20 protein-coding genes are annotated in these 21,660 nt (G+C 41.3%); 3 read left to right on the forward strand and 17 right to left on the reverse strand.

Features of this window, described 5'->3' with window-relative positions:
* Positions 1-273: 273 nt before the first annotated feature.
* On the reverse strand, positions 274-960 hold the full coding sequence (gene rpe, locus HYG89_RS13520; RefSeq protein WP_178867928.1) for a ribulose-phosphate 3-epimerase: 687 nt from the start codon (positions 958-960) through the stop codon (positions 274-276).
* A 229-nt stretch (positions 961-1,189) separates the two neighbouring features.
* Here rpe and HYG89_RS13525 point away from each other — a divergent pair, with 229 nt between their 5' ends.
* Positions 1,190-1,471, forward strand: a complete 282-nt coding sequence (locus HYG89_RS13525; RefSeq protein ID WP_178867952.1) for a DUF2218 domain-containing protein — start codon at positions 1,190-1,192, stop codon at positions 1,469-1,471.
* Between the two features lie 10 nt (positions 1,472-1,481).
* On the opposite strand, the gene HYG89_RS13530 is transcribed toward HYG89_RS13525, so the two are convergent.
* From HYG89_RS13530 to HYG89_RS13570, 9 genes are all read right to left on the reverse strand, one after another.
* Positions 1,482-2,513, reverse strand: a complete 1,032-nt coding sequence (locus HYG89_RS13530; protein ID WP_178867929.1) for a M48 family metallopeptidase — start codon at positions 2,511-2,513, stop codon at positions 1,482-1,484.
* A 14-nt stretch (positions 2,514-2,527) separates the two neighbouring features.
* A complete protein-coding gene (locus HYG89_RS13535) occupies positions 2,528-3,631 on the reverse strand; it encodes a YjgN family protein (protein WP_178867930.1) in 1,104 nt (367 codons plus the stop codon).
* A gap of 168 nt (positions 3,632-3,799) precedes the next feature.
* On the reverse strand, positions 3,800-4,639 hold the full coding sequence (gene fghA, locus HYG89_RS13540; protein WP_154320404.1) for an S-formylglutathione hydrolase: 840 nt from the start codon (positions 4,637-4,639) through the stop codon (positions 3,800-3,802).
* Between the two features lie 18 nt (positions 4,640-4,657).
* Complete coding sequence (locus tag HYG89_RS13545) at positions 4,658-6,067, reverse strand: C13 family peptidase (protein WP_178867931.1); 1,410 nt, start codon at positions 6,065-6,067, stop codon at positions 4,658-4,660.
* A 146-nt stretch (positions 6,068-6,213) separates the two neighbouring features.
* Complete coding sequence (locus HYG89_RS13550; RefSeq protein WP_178867932.1) at positions 6,214-7,035, reverse strand: class I SAM-dependent methyltransferase; 822 nt, start codon at positions 7,033-7,035, stop codon at positions 6,214-6,216.
* Positions 7,029-7,853, reverse strand: a complete 825-nt coding sequence (locus tag HYG89_RS13555; protein ID WP_178867933.1) for an undecaprenyl-diphosphate phosphatase — start codon at positions 7,851-7,853, stop codon at positions 7,029-7,031. The genes HYG89_RS13550 and HYG89_RS13555 overlap by 7 nt, the downstream gene beginning before the upstream one ends.
* A 12-nt stretch (positions 7,854-7,865) precedes the next feature.
* Entirely contained in the window at positions 7,866-8,531 is a 666-nt protein-coding gene (gene tsaB / locus HYG89_RS13560; RefSeq protein WP_178867934.1) for a tRNA (adenosine(37)-N6)-threonylcarbamoyltransferase complex dimerization subunit type 1 TsaB, read from the reverse strand.
* 160 nt (positions 8,532-8,691) lie between these two features.
* The gene (locus tag HYG89_RS13565; RefSeq protein WP_131261917.1) at positions 8,692-9,222 is read right to left on the reverse strand and encodes a gamma carbonic anhydrase family protein; all 531 of its coding nucleotides are present in this window, start codon (positions 9,220-9,222) and stop codon (positions 8,692-8,694) included.
* Positions 9,223-9,253: 31 nt separating this feature from the next.
* The gene (locus HYG89_RS13570) at positions 9,254-9,850 is read right to left on the reverse strand and encodes a CoA pyrophosphatase (protein ID WP_004975226.1); all 597 of its coding nucleotides are present in this window, start codon (positions 9,848-9,850) and stop codon (positions 9,254-9,256) included.
* Positions 9,851-9,973: 123 nt separating this feature from the next.
* Here HYG89_RS13570 and HYG89_RS13575 point away from each other — a divergent pair, with 123 nt between their 5' ends.
* On the forward strand, positions 9,974-10,522 hold the full coding sequence (locus HYG89_RS13575) for an NUDIX hydrolase (protein WP_026438436.1): 549 nt from the start codon (positions 9,974-9,976) through the stop codon (positions 10,520-10,522).
* 101 nt (positions 10,523-10,623) lie between these two features.
* Here HYG89_RS13575 and HYG89_RS13580 read toward each other — a convergent pair whose 3' ends face one another.
* From HYG89_RS13580 to HYG89_RS13605, 6 genes are all read right to left on the reverse strand, one after another.
* Entirely contained in the window at positions 10,624-12,534 is a 1,911-nt protein-coding gene (locus HYG89_RS13580; protein ID WP_131261918.1) for a flagellar protein FilF, read from the reverse strand.
* Between the two features lie 20 nt (positions 12,535-12,554).
* On the reverse strand, positions 12,555-13,877 hold the full coding sequence (gene filE / locus HYG89_RS13585; protein WP_178867936.1) for a putative pilus assembly protein FilE: 1,323 nt from the start codon (positions 13,875-13,877) through the stop codon (positions 12,555-12,557).
* On the reverse strand, positions 13,871-15,535 hold the full coding sequence (locus HYG89_RS13590) for an OmpP1/FadL family transporter (RefSeq protein ID WP_070154334.1): 1,665 nt from the start codon (positions 15,533-15,535) through the stop codon (positions 13,871-13,873). Before HYG89_RS13590 ends, filE begins: the two co-directional genes overlap by 7 nt.
* A gap of 12 nt (positions 15,536-15,547) precedes the next feature.
* Positions 15,548-16,678, reverse strand: a complete 1,131-nt coding sequence (locus HYG89_RS13595; protein WP_178867938.1) for a hypothetical protein — start codon at positions 16,676-16,678, stop codon at positions 15,548-15,550.
* Between the two features lie 45 nt (positions 16,679-16,723).
* Entirely contained in the window at positions 16,724-17,557 is an 834-nt protein-coding gene (locus HYG89_RS13600; RefSeq protein ID WP_004975213.1) for a C39 family peptidase, read from the reverse strand.
* 193 nt (positions 17,558-17,750) lie between these two features.
* Positions 17,751-18,851 carry a DUF6160 family protein gene (locus HYG89_RS13605; RefSeq protein WP_178867940.1) on the reverse strand — a complete coding sequence of 367 codons (1,101 nt, stop codon included), beginning with the start codon at positions 18,849-18,851 and terminating at the stop codon, positions 17,751-17,753.
* Positions 18,852-19,106: 255 nt separating this feature from the next.
* Between HYG89_RS13605 and pabB the strand changes: the two genes are divergently transcribed.
* Entirely contained in the window at positions 19,107-20,447 is a 1,341-nt protein-coding gene (pabB, locus tag HYG89_RS13610; protein WP_178867942.1) for an aminodeoxychorismate synthase component I, read from the forward strand.
* Between the two features lie 65 nt (positions 20,448-20,512).
* On the opposite strand, the gene hisC is transcribed toward pabB, so the two are convergent.
* A complete protein-coding gene (gene hisC, locus HYG89_RS13615; RefSeq protein WP_178867944.1) occupies positions 20,513-21,601 on the reverse strand; it encodes a histidinol-phosphate transaminase in 1,089 nt (362 codons plus the stop codon).
* Positions 21,602-21,660 lie beyond the last annotated feature (59 nt).

Raw genomic sequence — 21,660 nt, forward strand, 5'->3', positions numbered from 1 at the left:
GTGCGATTTAAAAGCCAACTAAAACAATCAAGTTATATATTAAGCAACTTATTTTTATAATTAACTGAGTAAATACTCAATAAATTCAGTGTATTTAAAATAAACAAAAAGGATTCGATTGAATCCTTTTTATACTTATTTTGTATAAGTCATAAACAATTGATGTACAAATGTTTATAAATTAATCGGCTTATCCATAGTGTTATCAACATAGATATCCATACGGTTATCTACAAAGTTATCCACAGCATAAGCACTTGTGATTGTAGAAATTTATACTTCGACTGCGCCAACTTTTGCCAATTCAGCACGCATTTCATCAATCACCGTTTTATAGTCTGGCTTGCCAAAAATTGCTGAGCCTGCAACAAACATATCTGCGCCCGCTTCTGCAATTTTACGAATATTGGCAGGTCCCACACCACCATCGACTTCTAAACGGATATCACGACCTGAAGCATCAATGATTTGACGTGCCTGACGTAATTTCTCTAAAGTCATTGGAATGAATTTTTGCCCACCAAAACCTGGGTTCACACTCATGAGTAAAATCTGATCAACTTTATCAAGTACATAATCTAAATAATGCAGCGGTGTAGCAGGGTTAAAGACCAAACCCGCTTTTGCCCCGCCCGATTTAATCAGTTGCAATGAACGATCAATATGCTCTGAAGCTTCAGGATGGAACGTGATAATATCTGCGCCCGCTTCCAGAAAATCACCAATCATGCGGTCTACAGGTTTCACCATTAAATGCACATCAATTGGTGCAGTAATGCCATAGTTTTTCAATGCCTTACATACACCTGCACCGAAGGTTAAATTCGGTACATAGTGATTATCCATCACATCAAAATGCACCACATCGGCACCCGCCTGAAGTACATTTTCCACTTCTTCGCCTAGACGAGCAAAATCTGCAGATAAGATAGACGGCGCAATTAAATAAGGCTTGGACATGGGAGAACCTAGCTAAATATTGGGATTGTGGCGCATTATAGCAAAGACTGCTTGGTGTGGTGGATTCTGTTACGATTGGATCATTCAGTTCGATGATTCAGGTCGATCAGCCAATTTGATAGTTCTATCTCCGCAACGCTCTGTTGCAGCACTCCACTGTTCTTTCAGTCTGGCTTTGTTATAGTAAAGGTCTTTACTCATTTGAACAAAATGCTGGTTTCAACAGATGATGAACAGTTCTGCCCATATTCAAACAACGCAAGCAAGCCGTATTGCCAAGCGTCTACTCAACCACTGGAAACATAAATTTGACGTTGCAGAAAGCGCAACCCAATACCAAATTATGATGCCAAGTGCCACAATTCTACTTATACCCCAAACACATGAGCTTGTAGTTGAAATTCAGGTAAAAAATACTGAAACAGATTTAAGTTACCTCGAACAAGTCGTGCTTGACCATTTAAGCCGTATGGGGCAAACAGAATTGAGCGCGGTTTGGCAACGGCACTAACTGTTTCATGTTAAGGCGCTAAACGCTGCGTCTGTTCAAAATCTTTAACCGCTTGAATACGTTTTTGAGTTGCAGGATGGCTTTGCAAAAAATCCAAAGGGCTGTTGGCGGTGTCTTCACCTGCATCTTCTGCCAAACGCTCCAGAAAATGAGCGAGATGAATGGTTGGAATGCCCTGAGCGTGCATCGTATTTAAAGCATAATGATCGGCTTCTGATTCAAAATTACGTGAATAATTTGCCCCTACAAGCGCCACAGGCAAGGTCGAAACTAAATCTGTACCATCTCCTGTAATCGCGAGCAAAATAATACTAAACCCTAAACTGGATAAGGCTTGTTGCAAGCTGTGTCTTTCTGCCAAATGCCCTTGTTCATGTGCCAAAACGCCAATGATTTCCTGATCATTCTGCGCCAATTCCACCAATTCATCGGTCAAAATAATAGTGTTATTCGGAATTGCCAAAGCATTCGCTCCTAAGCGATCACCTTGTCTAAACAGCACTTTGGCAGGTGTATCTCCTGCAATGAGCTTGCGATAATCTGCCAAAATTTTCTGCTGACGTACTGCGGGCAATTGACTTGGCGCTGTCATATCTAAAATATAACGCTCTGCCTCATCACCAATTTGATTTAAGGTGTTCGCAGGCAATTGAAAGGCAACGTATTTTGATGCACTTGGGATGCCCCACTGCACTGTGACAAATACCATCAACGACACAAAAACCAGACTAAATACTATCAGACTTGGCGTGCGTTCCAATTTCCAGATGGAATGCTGCACCTGTTTATTTCGCAGTTGAAACCACTCAGGCAAGGCTTGGGAAAATTCAATACGCGCATCATCTTTAAGTTCAATGACAGGTTGAATTTTACCTAGTGCGCCCACCAACATCATGTCTTGATAATGATAACGTCGTTGTTGCTGTAAATTTTCACCATAGCGGATAAGTACCGACTGAGCATCTACAGGAGAGATTTTGGCAGCCCATGGTTTAGACACTACACCATCATAAAACACTACATCCACGACCTGTGCCGCCATCTTCTTCTCCTAGCTTACAGCGATACATCAATATCAAAAATATCACTGATTTCTTCTGCAAGTGCGCTATGTTCAGCCTGCAGTTTATTGATCATCAAATCTGGATCATTTTTTAAATGTAGACTCAAAGACTCAACCTGATAACGATATAAACGAATGGCTGCCCATGGGGTCATTAAACCCAAACTCAGAACTTTCACAATCCAATTGGTCACCACAATCCAAGTATAGTGCCACTGTCCGCAATCGGTCTGAAATTCACTACGACTGATACTGGTATTGTTCCATGTGGTGATAAAAATTCGCGCCGACATTAGTGGCCAAATTAAAAATATCCCCAACAGATAAACCGCTAAAAATAACCAAACCAACTGCGCAGGATTACGACTCAACTGTCCTGCCAAAGCCAACATTATCCCGACAGCAAGCAAAATGCCAAAGAACAAAAAAATAGGCATATACATTGCGCGCATATATGCTGGCCAGTCTGCTTTTAGTTTAAATTTAAGCTGTCCTGCATATAAATGGTCTAGGCAATAACGCTTATACATCCACACCAACACAGGAAAAAATAAGCCCAAAGTAAACAAATTAATTACGATACATTTTAGAAATACCCAATAGGCTTCTTTGTTACTGCCTGAAAAATAAAAACGCGCATTGCCAAATTTACTATTTCGCGCCTTGAAACGGATGGTCGCTCGAATCAACCACGGCACAGCCAAATATAAAGCCACCACGCCAATAACCATGGCTTTGACTGAATAATTGGAAACCACCGAGATCGCAACATAAATTCCAATGGCAATTAAACGTCCCAATAAAATTTTATGTGGGATGCCTGTAAAATCAAAACGACGTTTGATTAATTCGGTATTGCCATAAAAATAGCGCAAACGACGTACTTTTGCCCACGGTGCATACAGCCCAAAAGTCACAATCATCAACAAAATATTGACAATCCAAATGCCAAAATACTCTGAGGCGCTACCATGAAATTGAAAATGATGAATCCGTCCAAGTAATGGATTCCGCGTGGGTGGCGTCGTAGGCTCCGCTGGAAAAAAAGGGGAAGATGGCGTTGCTTGTTGTGGTGAATCCCATTCTGAATTGTGCATGTGATGCCTTATTTATTTTATTGTGCGGTCGTTATTCTACCCAGACGCTCAAACCCACATGAGCAATCTTTCCAAACGGTAAAAAAGCAAGTGTTCACCATTCTAATAAAAAGTGAACAACTTGCCTAGAAAAGTTTAAAAATCAATGTGTAAAATTGAGTGTTTGACTTAGTCTGCTTGCAATTGTACCGCATGGAATTGCAAATGCTGATCTATAAAGCTTTGAATGAAATAATAGCCATGATCATAGCCTGCATGTTCCCGCAAACTCAATTTTTGCCCAACCGCATCGCAAGCTTGCTGAAATAATGCAGGATTGAGCTGACTATAAAATTGATCTTTCAATCCCTGATCAATCAAAATTTCACTGAACAATGCACCTTTGACCTGCACCAAAGCAGTCGCATCGTGCTGTAACCATACTTGCTGATCTGTACCTAAATAATTAGAAAATGCTTTTTCACCCCACGGGCATTGGCTTGGCGCACAAATCGGAGCAAAAGCAGACACTGACTTAAATTTTTCAGGATATTTAAACGCGAGGGTCAATGCACCATGACCGCCCATACTGTGCCCCATGATGCCAACGTGCTGTGCCTGAATTGGGAACTGTTGCAGCACCAATTGATAAAGCTCATCGGTGACAAAAGTTTCCATTTGATAATGTGCCGCCCACGGTGCTTGTGTCGCATTGATATAGAAACCTGCCCCCTGTCCAATATCCCAATGGTCGCCTTTGGCAACAGCTTCGCCACGCGGTGAAGTATCTGGACTAATCAAAATCAGTCCCAATTGCGCTGCCATGTGCTGCGCATGTGCTTTAATCGCAAAGGTTTCTTCGTTACAGGTTAAACCTGCCAAATAAAATACCGCAGGACAAGCCTGCCCCGCCAAAGCTTGTTCTGGTAAAAAAATGCCAAACTGAGTTTCAGTCTGTAAAGCATTGGAATGAAAACGATAAATTCGTTGCTCACCCTCAAAACAGCGGTTGTTCTGAATTAACTCCATCACCCTCTCCTCTTTGGCTTATTGAACAGATTGCGCACTCAATTGAATTTCAGCCGATGTTGCAACACTTTTTTGAGGAAACAAACGCTGCTCTAATTGTGGCAACATCAATTCCATATTTTTACCAATTGCCCATTGTGGCTCTGAAGGTTCAAAACCTTGCGCTTGCTCCCATTTTGCCACGGTCGCTTTGGCTTCATTAAAGGCATTGGCAAAAGAGTTTTGTTCACGCATAGCCTGATCAAAAAAGGCACGGCCAAAATAGGTATAGTCAGCTTCGTTTGAACAGCCAAACGACTCACGATCTGCTGCCGATGCAGTAATCACCAAGGTATTATCATCTTGCAAGGCTGATACAAAGCTACCTGAATAACAGGCTGAAATAACGATCACACGCCAGCGAATACCCGATTTATCCAAAGTATCACGCAGCCATTTCGGATCGACCTGATTTAAGTCGAGTGGCGCATTTTCAATTTCAAAATGATCTTTTAAACCGTGTGAGGTCATATATAAAAACAGCACATCACTTTCACGGTTCATGCGTTGCCCAATACGGCGCAGCGCCAATTCAATACTGGTTTGCGAAGCAATTGGAATTACATTACGGGTCATTGGGTTATTAATGAGCACCATCGAACGTCCAAAAGTGCCAAAACGGGTATCAAACTGTTCACGAATGCGCTCAATTTCAGACATAAATACGTCTTGATAGCTCGCCCCTGCAACCCCTAAAAAGTACCAATGCGATTGGGCAAATTCCCCATATTGAATACTGTCTAAAGCTTTATTTAGCACACGGCTTTGTGCATAAAAAGCTTCTTCGCTTAGACTTGGTGGAACTTCTTCTACTTTCCAAATGGGCTGACTTTTCACTGACATTTGCCAAACCACCAAAGTGAATAAGGTCGCTAAAACAATCAGCGCACGTTCCCACCACGGCCAATGCAGCTCACGTGAAAACACCCACACTACTGCCAAACTTTGCCAAACAAACAGCACCATAAAAATGGTAGGTAAATAGTCATATAACACATACGGCAAGACATCCATCATGCCCATGTATTGAATCAAGCTTTGTAATAATGCAACGTGAGTATCTAATACCAACCACAACAAAGCAGGTACTAACAATAAACGCGGGTTATTGACACGCTGAGAAAGAATAATTCCGACAATTAAGGCAATAAAAGGCCACAAGGCATAACTGACCAAACCCTGTGGGTTAAATTCACCCACCTCTCCTGCGACTAACCAACTGAATAAGGTATTGGCAAGACCGCCTAAAATACCCCAAAAAATCAGTTGTAAGATAGAGGGACGAATAATTTGCAAAGAGCGTCGCGAACCCAAAAATAACCAAACGCCCGCAGCTTGGTTGCTTTTAAAATCGTGCCAAAAATTAATGGAGGGTTTGAAGTCAATCATAGGATTCTGTTAATCGCAGCTCGCGTTTCCACACTCCAAGTTTATGCTTGTCGTCGTAATTATCAATTGTCAACTTTAACTATATAACAAATCTTTGCTCATTATAGAAGCATTGAACGTCTTGCCACTGCTTTAGTGGTAGAAATCTACCCGTTGTTCAAATTTGCTTGGAAATAAGCATCAAATCGGCAAGCATCACCTTGCCATTGATGTGTGGTTTCCTGCCCCGCCAAAAATACTGCCAAACGTGGGCGCTTCACCACAACACGTTTGGCAATTTGCTGTGCCAAACCCAGTAAATGATCACCTAAATCCATTTCGCCATCTTCAGGTAACAGCAAATGTAATAACTGCATTTGTTTTTTGACTTGAGCCTGCTTTTTCTGCGCCTGTTGATGTTGATCTCGCTGCGGAAACATTGGATCTAAATACACCACATCAACCACTTTGCCCTGCGTCGCACAGTTGCGTAAATAATCTGCTGAATCTGTAAAAACCAACTGGATACGGGCAACAACACTTGCTAAAAAAGGATCATCTGCGGCTTGGCGTTTAGCATCCTCCAACAAAGTAAAAAGAATAGGATGACGCTCCAACAACGTGACCTGAGCACCCAAGTGTGCCATGAGTAAGCTGTCGTGTCCTAATCCTGCCGTAGCATCAATTAGGCTTGGTTTTTCCGACAAATTACAGGCGCGAGCAATCATTTCCGATTTTAAAGAGGCACGTTTTAACCGCCCAATTTCAGCTTTCCAATCGGGTTGCATTTTCATGCCATGGGCACATAACCACAGCCCTTCAGCATCGACACACAATGCCAATTCAGGGTTCAAACGCAAAAAACGCGCATTGAGTTTTTCTACTGTTTCAATGCGCGTTTGCACGCCTCTAGACAAAAGCACAGCAGAATAATGCTGTGCTTGAGTGAGACACTCGGCTTCGGTATATAAGCGAAGTTCGCTTACCATAGTTTCCAGCCTGTGAATGCGAACAATAAAATGATTAAACCTGAAGCAATACGATACCAAGCAAAAATCATAAAATCTTGCTTAGCCACATACGCCACCAATGCACGGATCAGCAAAAGTGCGGAAACAAAAGAAACGATGATCCCGAAGCTGAGCACGGTCCAATCTTCGGTGGTTTGGAATACATCATAGCTTTGGTACAAGTCGAGTAATCCTGCGCCAATAATGACAGGAATCCCCAAAAAGAAGGAAAACTCGGTTGCTGCTTTACGCGATACACCCAAGAACATCGCGCCAATAATAGTTGCACCTGAACGCGAAGTCCCCGGAATCAGCGACAATACCTGAATTAGACCAATCCAAATCGCATCTCGATAAGTTAGTTCTTCAACCTCATGGGCACGTACTTGTGGTGGATATTTTTCAATCCACATAATAATAAAACCGCCAATAATCAAACCAATCGCCACGGCAACATCATTAAAGAGTAATTCTTTTACAGTCTGCCCAAAGGTCAATCCAATCAGAATAATTGGAATAGATGCCATGATCAGACCAAAGCCCAAGCGTCGACCTTTTTCTTCGCCAGTAAACATGCCTGTGGCTGCGCCCCATAGACGTGTCCAGTACTCATATATGACCGCTGCAATTGCTCCCATTTGAATGGCAATAACAAATACATCGCTTTTTTCTTTGGTCCAAAAGTCCATTAGCTCTGCAGCTAGAATCAAATGTCCTGTGCTAGAAATGGGTAGAAATTCAGTAATCCCTTCTACAATACCCATAATTGCCGCTTTGAGCAGCAGTAAAAGATCCATAAATAACCCTAATTATGCCTTGCCTTGTTCTGGAATTTTTTTCCAAGCATTGTCACGTAAATAAACAGGCAATGCTTGTTCTGCGCTGACCCATTGCTGTTGCTGTGCACAGACGCGTGCAATAGTAGCAATATCTTGTGCGGTTGCACTTAAGCCTTTGTATTGTATTTGTTCTTGATCAATGAGACCTGCACCAGAACCGACCAATTGAAAGCGTACCGTCTGTGCAGCATCGCTATAATTCAATAATTGTTCCTGATCAACCGCCTGCATGATTCCTTGTGCATCTAGCTCAAAACTGGCGATATACACTTCATTCATGCGTGCATCCAACACAGCCGTAACCGCAGTTAATCCTTCAAGACGATAAGCCGCATGCGCCAATGCCTGCAAAGTCGATACAGGAATTACAGGCACATCATGCGCCCACGCCAAAGCTTGCGTGACTGCCGCATTAATTCGCACACCGCTAAAAGAACCCGGGCCACGGCTAAAGGCAATTGCAGTCAGATCAGCCGTACTAATTTGAGTTTCAGCAAAGCCTTGCTCAATCATCGGTAAGATGGTTTGCGTTTGTGCTTTTGCTCGCGCATCTAATTGAAAAAAGAGTTCCTGTGTTTCATCTACAATCGAAACGGAACACTGCTCATTGGCAGTTTCCAATGCCAGCAATTTCATGCACAACCTTCAAGGAGTAAATATCAAAAATTGGCGTTATGATACTCCACTCCTGAAATTCACGCGAGGATTTACATGCCTCAGATTGCAATTCCTGAGTATAAAATTCTATGTAATTACAGCTAAAAAATGCGTTTGACTAAACGATGCAAATTCTATTTTAGAGTGTTGCAGGCTCTAGGTTTACAAAATGCTGAAAATGTTCAGCATAGTGCAGCGCACTCATTTTTAAACGTGCTTCTGCAGACTCATCCAAAGTCTTAACCACTTTACCGGGAGAACCCATCACCACAGAATTATCGGGAATCACTTTCCCTTCAGGAATTAAAGCATTGGCACCAATAATACAGTTTTTACCAATCACCGCATGATTCAGCACCACTGCATTAATACCAATCAGGGTGTTATCGCCCACGGTACAACCATGTAACATAGCCAGATGTCCAATAGTCACATAATCACCAATCTGCATTTCAATACCTGCATCGGTGTGCAAAACAGCATTTTCCTGAACATTACTAAAATTACCCAATTTGATTTTACTGTTATCGGCACGTACCACAGCCCCAAACCAAATGCTGACTTTTTGCCCCAACTCAACCTGACCAATGACCGTGGCATTATCCGCCACCCAACCATCCCACGGTTGCTGCATTGCTTTCGGGGCATATCCTTTAAATTTATACAACATGGTTCCTTCCTATCTTCACATCAAAATTTTTCTATTTCTTAAATGTTGGTGAATTTAACAAAAACGGCCATTCTTTACGATAATCCAAACCATATTCAAATAAAGACACCAACATCCGCGCTGTTAAGCCCCAAACCACTTCATCTTCAACCTGCATACTCGGAAAATATAATTTTTGTTGTGCAAAGCTCACTTCATACGGCGTTGGTGGCGCTTCCATTAAATGCTGTAAAGAGGCAAAAAAGATCCGATCAATTTCTGAAGGTTGTGGAATTAATTCTACTTTTGGAGGAATCAGCCCCACCACAGGCTTAACCAACATTCCATTACGGGCTTTTTGCATTGGCAAGTCACCAATCAACTGCACTTCAAATGGATTTAATGCGGTTTCTTCCTGCGCTTCACGCAATGCCACCACAATATTACTGGTATCTTGCGGATCGCGTTTGCCACCAGGGAAAGACACCTCACCCGCGTGATTATTGAGTAAGGTAGAACGGCGGGTTAGCAATACCTTTGGATCAGACTCGTCGGTAATGGCAATCAATACCGCTGCATGCGCTTCCATGAACGTTTTAGAAAAGCGCAAACGTTGCTGTAATAGATGCGTGAGCGAATGATCAATCATGCCTTATAATTCTCCTTGTCTAAGTTTTCATCATAGCTGAAATAGGTGGGCAATAGATAGAGAGGATGCCAAAGTTGAAATTTTCAGTTATTCTGAGAACTCCCTTCAACAATGACGATCACTATGAACTTTTGTGGAAATTGTGGACAAAAAACAACAACGAAAATTCCGCTTGGCGATCAGCAATTACGTCAAGTGTGTAGCGCATGTGGCAATATTCACTATGTCAATCCAAAAGTCATTTGTGGTGCATTGGTCGTTTGGGAAAATAAAGTATTGTTGTGTCGTCGTGCAATTGAACCACGCTATGGTTTGTGGACTTTACCCGCAGGCTATATGGAAATGTTTGAAACCATGGAGCAAGGTTCTGCCCGTGAAACCCGCGAAGAAGCCGAAGCGGAAATTGAAATCGAACAACTTTATTGCATGTATAACATTCCACGGATTGGGCAAATTTATGTGCTGTTCAAAGCTCAATTGTTGAATGGTCAATTTGGTGCAGGTGAAGAAACCATCGAATCACGCTTGTTTAGTGAAGATGAAATTCCGTGGTCTGAATTGGCTTTCCCAAGTGTAGAACGTACTTTACAACACTACTTTGCAGATCGAAAAAACAATCATTTTACGACCCACTTAGAAACCTTAGGTTCACGTACAGATCATACGGGTTAAAAACCCCACATGATGTTCATTTGAATCAAGCTAAAATTCGAATAATAAATAGCCCACTCTAAAGTGGGCTATTTTCATCACTATGTCACCTAAAATTAATGCTAAATACGCACTTTATTTGGGTTATAACACTCAGCAACATCTAGACTTACAGCTCCACCTTGGGCTTTCACCAAAGCTTTATCTGCATCAGTTGCTAAAGCAGGGTTTTGAGCCACGTAAGTTGCAAGTTGCGCATGATAAATATTGCTCCACTTCACTGTTGAGCCATTGAAATCAGACAATGTAATACGTGTAGAGTTGGCTGCAACTAAATTGCCAATATTGGCACGTGCACCGCCCACCACTTGACCATTTCCACCTTCAACCGCTTCAATTTTGGTATTCAAACCAATGACTGCGCCATCAAGTTTATGAAATTTTGGATTGGCTAAAATCATACGTAAAGTGACTGCTTTATTGTCGATATCGGTTGCACCTAACACACCTATACGGTATTGCTGCACACCATTTGTATCAACATATTCAGCACCAGACTGACGAATTGCTGCACACTGACCAGACATATCGGTTTCTGTGGCATTTGGTGCTATATCTGTACGAATATTGCCATCCTCATCTAAAACAACACCTAATTTGATGCTATCTGTCGTCGTTCCGCCATCAAAATTAAAGGTCAAGGTTGCATAAATTGGGAAAATATAGCGACTGCCTAAAGGTACATTTTTCTGGGTTTTAAAAACGCGATTATCCAAAAAGTTCACAGAAAAGAATTTATAGGCATCAAAAGAACCTTTGAACTGATCGGTACCTATGGTTTGTTGCCATTGACCATAATCTGCAGGATTCGCTGTTGTAGATTTGGTCAATAATTTATAAAAACCTTCCGTGCCTGCAATTAAATAATCATTAAACACCTTACCTTGGGTAATTTTAAAATCATCAGCCGCATTGTCATTCACACTAAAACGGAATGGCCCCTGAATACGTTTATTCAATGGGTTGACCCATGTGGTTTGTGCTGCTGCTACCATACGCTCAGGACGTACTTTACGAATCAATTCACCACTCACCGTTAAAATTGGGTTGGTCGTGTTTGCAGACACCGCACCTTTCCATTGCATACCATAACCGAAGGTATATCCAGAACGGTCTGTGATTAGTTGATATTGCCCAATGAGGTGTTTCAAATCTGCGACCGTAGATTTACAGTCTGCCAAATTACAGCCATATAAACCTTGTGGTAATTGTGAATCTTCTTTGGCTAAAATTGGATAGTTAGCTTGATAAGATGCCGAGTTATTCATGTAAACCAAGGTGTTTAATGCTTGATAAGCATCATCTTGAGATACCTGTGACACATCTACCCACGGGCGTAAAATACTGGCATAAGCCCCTGAACGATAGTCACCAACCTCAACGGACTCAGCAATATTTGCCAATTGTTCTTTTTTGAGTGTCGTAATCGTTAAAGGCTGAATATCACCTGCAATGGTTCCTCCACCTTCAACAGAAAGTGCTTGTAGCAAGCGTACAATTGCAGTCGCGACCTGTATCGTTTCGTCACTACTACTTAAACTCGTTGCTTGGCGTCCTGTTAATCCACGTGCCATATCTAACACACTTAAACGTGGATAACCCGCACCTGCAGTACTGACCATTCCAATATCAGACAATGATACTGTCCCTAAATCAATATATTGATTGGTCTTTTCCTGAATAAAGAAGTGGACTTTATCTCCTTCACTACATTTACCTGTTGCCGCATTACTTTTCGGCTCAATCATGGTGATGTAGGTTTTACTGGTATCACTGCTACAGGTAAAATTCAAACCATCCACAGGATAATCCAATGCAAATTCCACGCAGTTTTTTGCTGTACTGGCACAACTCCCGTTGATATACGCCACAGCATTAGGCTCTGGATTAATATTGGCACTTTCTCCACCACAGCCACTCAATGCCGCCATCAATGCTGTCGTTGCAAAAGGTAAAATATGTCTTGTTTTCATCCTGAATTCTCTTATTGTTGTTAGCGTATCGCAATGAGTTTTAATTGCCCTTGGTTACTGAGCGCGCGATGTTCCATATCCACTGCAGAAGCCAATGGCGTTAATAATACATAGTGGCTATTTTTTGGAAGTTGCAGCATGCCCTCTATCACCTCATGTTGTAAGACATTGCCTGCAGTATCCTGATTTCTAAAACCACCAGCACCTTCAATCACACAGCCTTTTTGATCCAGAAAAACCACAAAAGGCCAATAAAAGGTAGGTTGATTTTGCTTCGTAGCATAAGAGTTGATTTGAATATTTTGAATATTGCCTTCTAACTTCACCAATTCATAATCAAATTTTTCGGTTAAGGGAGCTCTAGGCCACAAATTTAAATCTTGTTGTGCTTTTAAAGTTTTGACTTTATTTTTTTTGCTTTCAGCAAAACATTGCTGCCCCAACCCTTCAATTGCTTCAGCTTGATTAACACGATAATAGTCCGCTGCTAAAACAATTGCTTGTGGCTCAATTATAGGTTTCTTTTGGAAAAGTTTTTGTAGAACTGAACGACTCACACCTCGTTCACGCTCAACCACCTGCATACGTGCACCGCCACCATGCTTCGTATCAATTACCCCTTCTGGCATGCTGTAAAAACGCTTTTTCCCTTCTAAATTAAACTCTTGGTCTTCTAAATATTCACTTTTGACATATTGCTCACCCGCCATCTCCATAAAACCTGATGATGTCGCGTCAGTTTCAGCTTTCGCCTCAACCACAATTGCAGACTGAGAAAGAGGTGATGCAGAATTTTCTTCCAAGCCGATTACACTCGATATTTTTGGCTTGGTTTTCTCAACATCTACGCTAGATGCTTTTACAAGCTTCTGTGTGCTTGAGGCTATGTCAGTTTTCTCTGCAATTAAAGATGGCTTGGATTGCTCAACATCTTGAGTTACGAGTACTTTTTGCTGCTGTTGCATCGTTCTTGCTTGCTGAACAACAACTTTAGAGCTTGGTGCAGTTTCTTGTATTTGCTCTTTGAGAGTCTTTTGAGCAGCATTTTCCGATGCACTTTTAAGTTGTAGTGAGGTGGCTGGTATCACTTGTTGTGCAGGAACAGCTTGAACAGCGGTTTGAGCTGGTTTTTGCTGCTCTTTCTTTTGTTTTTGTGCGGTTTCCAACGCCTGTATCGTTTGCTTTTTTTCTGCAGCATTACGCTGCACCACAATTGGACGACCATCTGGTCCAATAATGGTGTAAAACTGATTCGCGTAACACACCGATCCCATACTGAAAATCAGTGTGAGTATCGACTTTGAAAATAAAGTCCGTTTTATTTTCCGTACTGAACTTACCATCGTGTTCTATAACTCAATCCAAGAATTGTAATTTTTGTATCCGTTTTCACATTCAAACCCGCATAAGGGTTTAACAGTAGGTTATTCACACCTTCCTTATTAGCTAAACTACTGGTATTGGCTGGAATTTTATCCTTGCTTTGTAAAAAGCCGATGGATAAATCAAGGTCTGTATCTGCATCAAAACGATATCCCACACCCAGACCGAATAAACGTGCATTATTAATTGGTACCATAGTGTTACGTTTATTGTCAGGAATCGCACTACCACGTGGTTCATAACCCGCACGCAGTTTTAAACGGTCTGTGGCTGAATATTCGATGCCAACACCCCAGTTCCACGGTGACTTAAACTCTAATGGCAAAGCTAAACTGTCATCAGACACATGCTCCGAAAGCAATTTTGCAATTTTTAATGCCGAGATTTGACGGTCAAACTCGAATTTGAATTTATCCCATGCTTTATAGTCAGTCCAGCCCACATCAAAATTGACTTGTAAATCAGGCATGACTTTATATTTTATCCCCGCTTGAAAGTGCGCAGGATATTCAAAATCCATAGAAACCAAACCAGACTCACTGGCTGGAATATAACTTGGGAAACCTAAAATTGCCGCTAAAATCTGACCTGTTGGTGAAGACATCAAACCATTAATTAACTCACGCGGTGCTTTCGAGTTATCAATATGATATTTGCCCTTCAAGCGCATTTTAGCTGCACTCTGATACACCATACCAAAGCTAAAATCTTCTGTCGGTTCCCACAAAATACCCAAGTTATAACTCGGGCTTAAACTTTGCTCAACCGCCAGTTGCATTTGCCCAAAACGGGAAAATGGATTCATGCCTTCTTCGGCATTACAAATCCCGAGCAACAAAATATCGGTGATGATATTGGCGTTTTCTTTAAATGGCGTACAGACCACTTCATCCACCATACGTAACATCCCGATCAGTTCATTCGGGAAGCGTAAATCGGTATTCATGGCGATGGCTTGGTAAGACATCCCTATTGACGCACCGACTGACAATTCATCATTGACTTGATAGGCGATAGATGGAGAAAGATAAGTAATACGCTCTAAGGCAACCTGTTGTCCCATAAAGTTACCAGGGTTACCATTTTCGGCACCAAAGCCCGCAATCAACGGCGCATATAATGCGGTGGCAAAGGTCACTTTGGAACCTGGTGGATTATAGGCAATACCGTTGGTTGGCGCTGCCAGTGGCATGCCTTTACCCAAATCGACAAATTTTTTCAGAATCGGGACATACAGCGTTGGATATTCTACATCGGCTTGTACTGTACCTTTAAAATCGGTACAAAAATCGGCCAAAATTTCTGGTCCATCGTTACACACCACAGGGTCATCAGAATAACCAAATACGTCATAACCTGCTGGAACGGAAAGCTCACGCTGTACATCAAAATGTGCCAACACCCCTTGCACATCTGTTTGCAAACCTTCAATCTTGGTCAGTGCAGCAGGGTTAAAGTGAATCGCACTAATACCAGGAGGATCTGCAGTGACCGCATTCCCCATAGTCAAAGAACGAATATCGACAGATAAGTTTTGTCCAAGCTGCGCAAAAGCAGCCCCTGAACAGCCCGACAGTATAATTGCAGTCACTAACGGGCGAAGTCGTATCATTTTCATGCGACTAGCCTCTTAGCGAATTTTTTTACCGAAACCGAGAATATCCAGTGGGAATGACAAACCAAGTGATACGTCTGGCGCGTCTTCGGTCAGACCGATTCCTACCGTACCATTCACAATGGTTTCAGGTGAAACGCGAACGCCTAATGAAATAGCCAAAGTCGAACTGGTCTGGTCTGCAGGTGAATAGCTTTCACCCGTATGATAAGTAAACTCCGAACCTGTATTAAAGCTTTGCTGATAGGACATGGTCATCGACACATCGTAGTTAAACGAATAAGCAAAACCAAAAGCAAAACCACCACTAATACCTGGCTCAAACTCTTCAATAATACGGCTACCGCGAATTTGATTGAGACCGCTTTCTTTAAAACCATAGTTGGCTGAAGCAGAAGCAAACAATACAACTGGGTCAATATACTTACGCGTACTTGCACCGATGCCTGCAGAGTAGTAACCCTTACCTGTTGATAAATCTTTAACAGGATTAATCTCGTAAGGACTATCCCCCGTTTTGGTCGATAAATTTGCGAATAAAATTAAAGGTAAACGCCCCGCTTTTAATGGGAATGGCTCCCAACGTGCACCTAAAGAAATATCCCCCAAGCCTGCTGCCGTGGCATCTTTTAACAAGTCTGACTTTGCAACCAATGGTACAGAAGCAGATAAAGTTAAATTGTCACGCAAACCATATTGTGCGGTGAAGGTGTTAGTTAATGCGTGGGACGCATTTTCTTGCACACGAAGCTGATACAACTGACCTTGAGCCATTTCAAGGTCGAGCTGCGTATCACGATGATAGGTATAATCAATATCATAATAAGATGAAATATCACCTTGTCTCATAAGGGAATATTGACGCTCATTCGAGGTAAACACTTCCTCTAAATTCGCCTCTTTGGTTGCGTCGCCCTCTTGCTGTTGCAAAGCAGATGATGCTGCTTGTGCACCATTTGCAGCGACAACCGCACTATTTGTTTCAGCACTTGTATCTGCAGTGGATGCTGCTGTATCTGATACTTCTGCCTGTTCAGTTGTGGTTTCATATTCCCCTAATTGCGGCTCCTCTGCGGCATAAGCCACCCCAAATACCATTTGAATACTGAGTGCCAATAAGGTTTTATTCATCCATTTACGATCCATGATTTACCCCTTCCATTTTTATTTTTGTATTTCGTGAACAACTAATTACTTGTTTTTATAGTAGAGTCTTAAAAAACGATGCTCGTACTGTCCATAATTATCAGAATCTTTATTTACATTACGTTCTAGTCGTATCGTCGATGCTTTATCAGCTATTTTTTCCATCGCAAATTGTGGATATTGAATATCAACAAAGGCATAACGATTCACTGTTGCATCTTCCACATGACGTAAATCTTTTTCATGTAATGCCAACATATTTTGTCGATGCTGAGGTGCTACATTAATTAAGAACAGGGTGTTATTTTCCCAAACGTCCTTAAATCGTTCTTCATCAAAACTAATATTGCCCAAAGCTGGGTCAGCCACATAAACCCGCCCATTTTTATAGGCTTTATACACCACAAAATGTTTAAAACCTGCATAGGAAATCGGCACAATTGCAGGCTGTCCTTGTTTAACTAAATCCGAAAACTCCCCGCGATATCCACCACTTTCCATGCCCAAAGCTGCGACAAAGCGCTTCATATCCAATAGCGAAAAACTACGACGTTCAATAATTCGGTCGTATTCTCCATAACGCAGCAAGCCACTCATGGTTTGTTGCTCGTTTAATTGTGTTCCTACATAACCATTCAGCAAGGTTGTTAAAGCTGCAGAACCACAACTGTAGTCATAGGCTTGGCGCACAATTCCGCGAAATTGATCTTCTAAAGCAGGTTTAATTTGCACAGGCTCTCTGTGCATACGGGTAAAGGAATTATTTCTAGAATCCAAAGTTTCTGTGTAACGCACAGTTTCAGGATGCTGTTCTTTTAAATCAAAGGCTTGTGTGGCAGCGTAATAGATCAATGCCGAGCCTAAAGCGATCTCTAACATATATTTTTACTTTTTAGTTCTCGGCAATACCTGCCTAATATTTTTATTTTTAGAGCTTTCACTCTACTTCCTTGTATTTAGAAAGATACTCGTTTTAAAGAAAAAAAAAAGGTCTTTCTATATTTTTTTGCGAACTCATGAGTTTATTTGTAAAAAAAAGCGCGTGAATTCACGCGCTTTTTCAGTTTTTAAATTAGTGACCTGAAATGGTGATAACAGCACCCTTAGTGTAGCTACCCTGAGAAGTACTGTAGTAAGTTTGAAGTCCTTGAACTTCCATATCACCAATAGAAGCAGCAGTACGACTACCTAAATGAATACCTTTAATATATTGGTCTTTGGCACCAGTGTCATTGCTTACAATGCGAATATGCGCCGCCTTACCAAGAGTAGTACCACCGCCAACATAAGCATCATTAAATACTTGGATATCTTGATTTAGGGTCAAATCTTTACTATCTGCATCTGCAATTTTAATGCTTTCAATAAAGATTTCACCCGCCTCTTTTGTTGTAATCGCTGTAGTACCTACAGCACCAACAGCTTTCTCTTTGGTTGAATTGTCTAAAATGCCCAAGTTCTTAATTTCTAAACCGCCGACCATCGTCGTATTCAACTTAACCATTGCGCCTTGTGGGGCAGCACCCAATTGGATATTGGCATCCATTTTACCTGTTTTGATTTCTAAACCAGATAAAATTGCGTTGTAGTTGGAATCACTATGGCCACGACGAATATTGGTTGCATTAGGGTCAATTGTATTTGATGCAGATACGCCAATTTCACCAATCTTGATATCTAAGCCAGATACTTGAGCTGCAACGTTAATAAATGCTCCACCAGTACCACTAGTACCAGCATCCGAATCAATTACCAAGTCTGCTAAGTTACGAGAAGTTAATAAGTAAGCACCATTATTATCATAGTTCGCACCAATCACAATACCATGCTTTTCATTTGCATCCCCAGAAATACCATTGCCTTTAATAACAATTGCAGCAGCTTTGTTTGTGCCACCTAGAGAACCGATAACAGCTGGTGTACCAGGAGTTACAACATTACCATTCGCATCTAAGACATCAGCAACTGCTGCTTTGGCACCATCACTAACCAAACCATCGTTATCATGGATTAAAAGTTTTTCGATTTCGATTTTAGAAATACCAATCCCGATGCTTAAACCATCTTGACCAGTAGTTGCGCTTAATGCAGTATCGTCCATTGCCTGCATTGCCATTGCATTTGTCGTTAACGCGATTGATGATACCAAAGCAAGTTTAGTAAATTTTTTCATCTTGTTACTCTCCCGAGAGTATTATTTTTTTGGTTTTACCACTCAGTGCCAGTGATTGTGTTTTTATTTGATGAGGACAACACTGACACACATTCCTTGAGTAGCCGGTTTGCACATACAAAGGTATATCTGAGTTATTTTTTGTTCAACTGCTGTTGGTCGCAATCCACATCTTACCGACAAACGGTTATTTGCTTTTTATCTGCTGCAATCATGTAAAATAGCCTTTTAAAATCTCTCAGCTGTTTACACTTTATGTCCTATCCTACTCATTTCAAAAAATTATTCTGTGAACCTGAATGCGAGGCTGCAAAAATTCTGCAGGCTTTGGCAGCACTTTCACATTGTATTTATTTGCAAAATAATGGAAAGGCGCGTATTGCATTTTTGGCCGAACGCTATTGTGTGCAGCAAAACCATCAACATTTTTACTTTCAAAAAACAGCATTCAATCAATACGAATTAAGTCCAACTCAATTAGATTTAACAGCTCATCTAGGCACTTCAAATGATACAAACACTGCCCCATTTTGCAGTGTAATGGGTTTTATTTCTTATGATGCTGCAGCACAGCAACACATCAATATGCAATCCCGCGCCCAACCAAGTATTTTTTTAGGTCAATTTAAAAGCTATTTACAGCAAGAAACTGATGGCTGGTATTTTTATAGTTCAGACGATGCTGCTACTCAAATCTTTGATTTTATTTTAAATTTATACAGCCAATCTGCCGTTATTGAACAGTTCCAATTAAGCCAAAAGTGTCAAGCACGCTGGAATTTCACAGATTACCAAGGTGCCTTTCAGCGTGTTCAAGACTATATAGTCGCAGGAGATTGTTATCAAATTAATCTTACGCAAGAGTTTAGCGCTAAGGCTCAAGGTCCACTTTTAGCAACTGCAGCGCAGTTTTGGCAACTGACCAATGCACCTTATGCAGGTTATTTACGTATTGGTGATTTTGAAATTTTAAGTTGTTCGCCAGAACTCTTTATTAATTTTGAGGAAAATCGAAAAATTACCACAAAACCAATTAAAGGCACCATGCCACGTTATGATGATCCTGAATTAGATCGACAATCGAAACAACAATTAAGTGAATCTGAAAAAGATCAGGCCGAAAATGTGATGATTGTGGATTTATTACGTAATGATTTAAGTGTTTATGCTGAAACAGGCAGCGTCAAAACGCCAAAGTTATTCAATATTGAGTCTTTTAATCAGGTGCATCACATGGTCAGTGAAGTTAGCGCAACACTAAAAGCAGAAATGAATCCTTTTGCTGTGTTGATGTCTGCCTTGCCAGGTGGCTCAATTACTGGCGCACCAAAAATTCGTGCCATGCAAATTATAGATGAACTCGAAGGTGCAGCACGTGGCGCCTATTGCGGCTCTATGGGTTATTTTGATGCCGATGGAACGGGTTCTTGGAATATTCTGATCCGTTCTATTCAAAAAAATCAGCAAGATGTTTCATTATGGGCTGGTGGTGGCGTCACGATTGCATCTGTTTGTGAAGCAGAATATCAAGAATGTTTTGACAAGGTTTCAGCCATGTTGGACTTATTGAATCGCTGGTATACACCTACGCCATAGCGTGCAGTAAAAATAAAAAAGCGAGTGAATTCGAAACTTCACTCGCTGCTATTATATTTTGATTATTAGGCCAAAATATCGTGTTTTAAAGTATCGACTAAGCGTTGATTTTGCTCATCCGTACCAATTGTAATGCGCAAATATTGATTGATACGTGGCTTATTAAAATAACGCACAATAATCCCGCGTTCGCGTAATGCTGTGGCTAATTCACCTGCGTTCCGTTGAGGATGTGATGCAAAAATAAAGTTGGCATGTGATGGCAATACCTTAAAGCCCAAGCTCGTTAAATCCGTCACCAATTTCTCACGGCTAGCAATAACTTTTAGGCATTGTGCTTCAAAATACGCCTGATCTTGAAAAGATGCCACCGCAGCTGCAATGGCAAAACGATCCATTGGATAAGAGTTAAAACTATTTTTTACGGCTTCCAATGCGGCAATTAAATGTGGTTGTGCAATCGCAAACCCAACACGTAAACCTGCCAAAGAACGTGATTTAGACGTGGTTTGACACACCACTAGATTCTCGTACTTTTCCACCAATTTCACTGCAGACTCTGCACCAAAATCGACATAAGCCTCATCAATCACGACCACTGAATTTGGATTGGCCTGTAAAATTTCTTCAATAGCGCTTAAACCTAAAGCAATACTGGTCGGTGCATTCGGATTGGTGATGATAATGCCACCGTTGGCTTGCTTATAGTCATCAACTACAATTTCAAAATCATCATTTAAAGGCAAAATTTTAGTTTTCACCCCAAAAAATTGACTATATACAGGGTAAAAGCTATAGGTGATATCTGGATACAGTAATGGCTGTTCCTGAACAAAAAAAGCCTTAAAAATATGCGCAAGGACTTCGTCTGAACCATTGCCAACAAAGACGTTTTCCACCGCTACATTTTGCTGCTTCGCAATGGCTTGCTTAAGCTCAGACGCATCTGGGTCTGGATATAAACGCAACGCATCTGCCGAGTTTTCTAAAACCTTTTGCACCGCTTCCACTACTTTAGGTGAAGGTGGGTACGGGTTTTCATTGGTGTTTAATTTTAATAAATTTTGGATTTTTGGCTGCTCACCTGGTACATAAGGCTCTAACTCACGTACTTCAGGACTCCAAAAACGCATTTGTTCTGCTGTGATTTTCATTTTGTATTCTCTTTAAACCCTCTCCTAACCTCTCCCTCAGGGAGAGGAATTTTCATTAC

The sequence above is a fragment of the Acinetobacter sp. SwsAc5 genome, from assembly GCF_013391485.1.
Lineage (GTDB): Bacteria > Pseudomonadota > Gammaproteobacteria > Pseudomonadales > Moraxellaceae > Acinetobacter > Acinetobacter towneri.

Coding starts and splice junctions, on each gene's coding strand:
- rpe (WP_178867928.1), bottom strand. CDS start 960: ATGTCCAAGCCTTATTTAATTGCGCCGTCTATCTTATCTGCAGATTTT.
- HYG89_RS13525 (WP_178867952.1), top strand. CDS start 1,190: ATGAACAGTTCTGCCCATATTCAAACAACGCAAGCAAGCCGTATTGCC.
- HYG89_RS13530 (WP_178867929.1), bottom strand. CDS start 2,513: ATGGCGGCACAGGTCGTGGATGTAGTGTTTTATGATGGTGTAGTGTCT.
- HYG89_RS13535 (WP_178867930.1), bottom strand. CDS start 3,631: ATGCACAATTCAGAATGGGATTCACCACAACAAGCAACGCCATCTTCC.
- fghA (WP_154320404.1), bottom strand. CDS start 4,639: ATGGAGTTAATTCAGAACAACCGCTGTTTTGAGGGTGAGCAACGAATT.
- HYG89_RS13545 (WP_178867931.1), bottom strand. CDS start 6,067: ATGATTGACTTCAAACCCTCCATTAATTTTTGGCACGATTTTAAAAGC.
- HYG89_RS13550 (WP_178867932.1), bottom strand. CDS start 7,035: ATGGTAAGCGAACTTCGCTTATATACCGAAGCCGAGTGTCTCACTCAA.
- HYG89_RS13555 (WP_178867933.1), bottom strand. CDS start 7,853: ATGGATCTTTTACTGCTGCTCAAAGCGGCAATTATGGGTATTGTAGAA.
- tsaB (WP_178867934.1), bottom strand. CDS start 8,531: ATGAAATTGCTGGCATTGGAAACTGCCAATGAGCAGTGTTCCGTTTCG.
- HYG89_RS13565 (WP_131261917.1), bottom strand. CDS start 9,222: ATGTTGTATAAATTTAAAGGATATGCCCCGAAAGCAATGCAGCAACCG.
- HYG89_RS13570 (WP_004975226.1), bottom strand. CDS start 9,850: ATGATTGATCATTCGCTCACGCATCTATTACAGCAACGTTTGCGCTTT.
- HYG89_RS13575 (WP_026438436.1), top strand. CDS start 9,974: ATGAACTTTTGTGGAAATTGTGGACAAAAAACAACAACGAAAATTCCG.
- HYG89_RS13580 (WP_131261918.1), bottom strand. CDS start 12,534: ATGAAAACAAGACATATTTTACCTTTTGCAACGACAGCATTGATGGCG.
- filE (WP_178867936.1), bottom strand. CDS start 13,877: ATGGTAAGTTCAGTACGGAAAATAAAACGGACTTTATTTTCAAAGTCG.
- HYG89_RS13590 (WP_070154334.1), bottom strand. CDS start 15,535: ATGAAAATGATACGACTTCGCCCGTTAGTGACTGCAATTATACTGTCG.
- HYG89_RS13595 (WP_178867938.1), bottom strand. CDS start 16,678: ATGGATCGTAAATGGATGAATAAAACCTTATTGGCACTCAGTATTCAA.
- HYG89_RS13600 (WP_004975213.1), bottom strand. CDS start 17,557: ATGTTAGAGATCGCTTTAGGCTCGGCATTGATCTATTACGCTGCCACA.
- HYG89_RS13605 (WP_178867940.1), bottom strand. CDS start 18,851: ATGAAAAAATTTACTAAACTTGCTTTGGTATCATCAATCGCGTTAACG.
- pabB (WP_178867942.1), top strand. CDS start 19,107: ATGTCCTATCCTACTCATTTCAAAAAATTATTCTGTGAACCTGAATGC.
- hisC (WP_178867944.1), bottom strand. CDS start 21,601: ATGAAAATCACAGCAGAACAAATGCGTTTTTGGAGTCCTGAAGTACGT.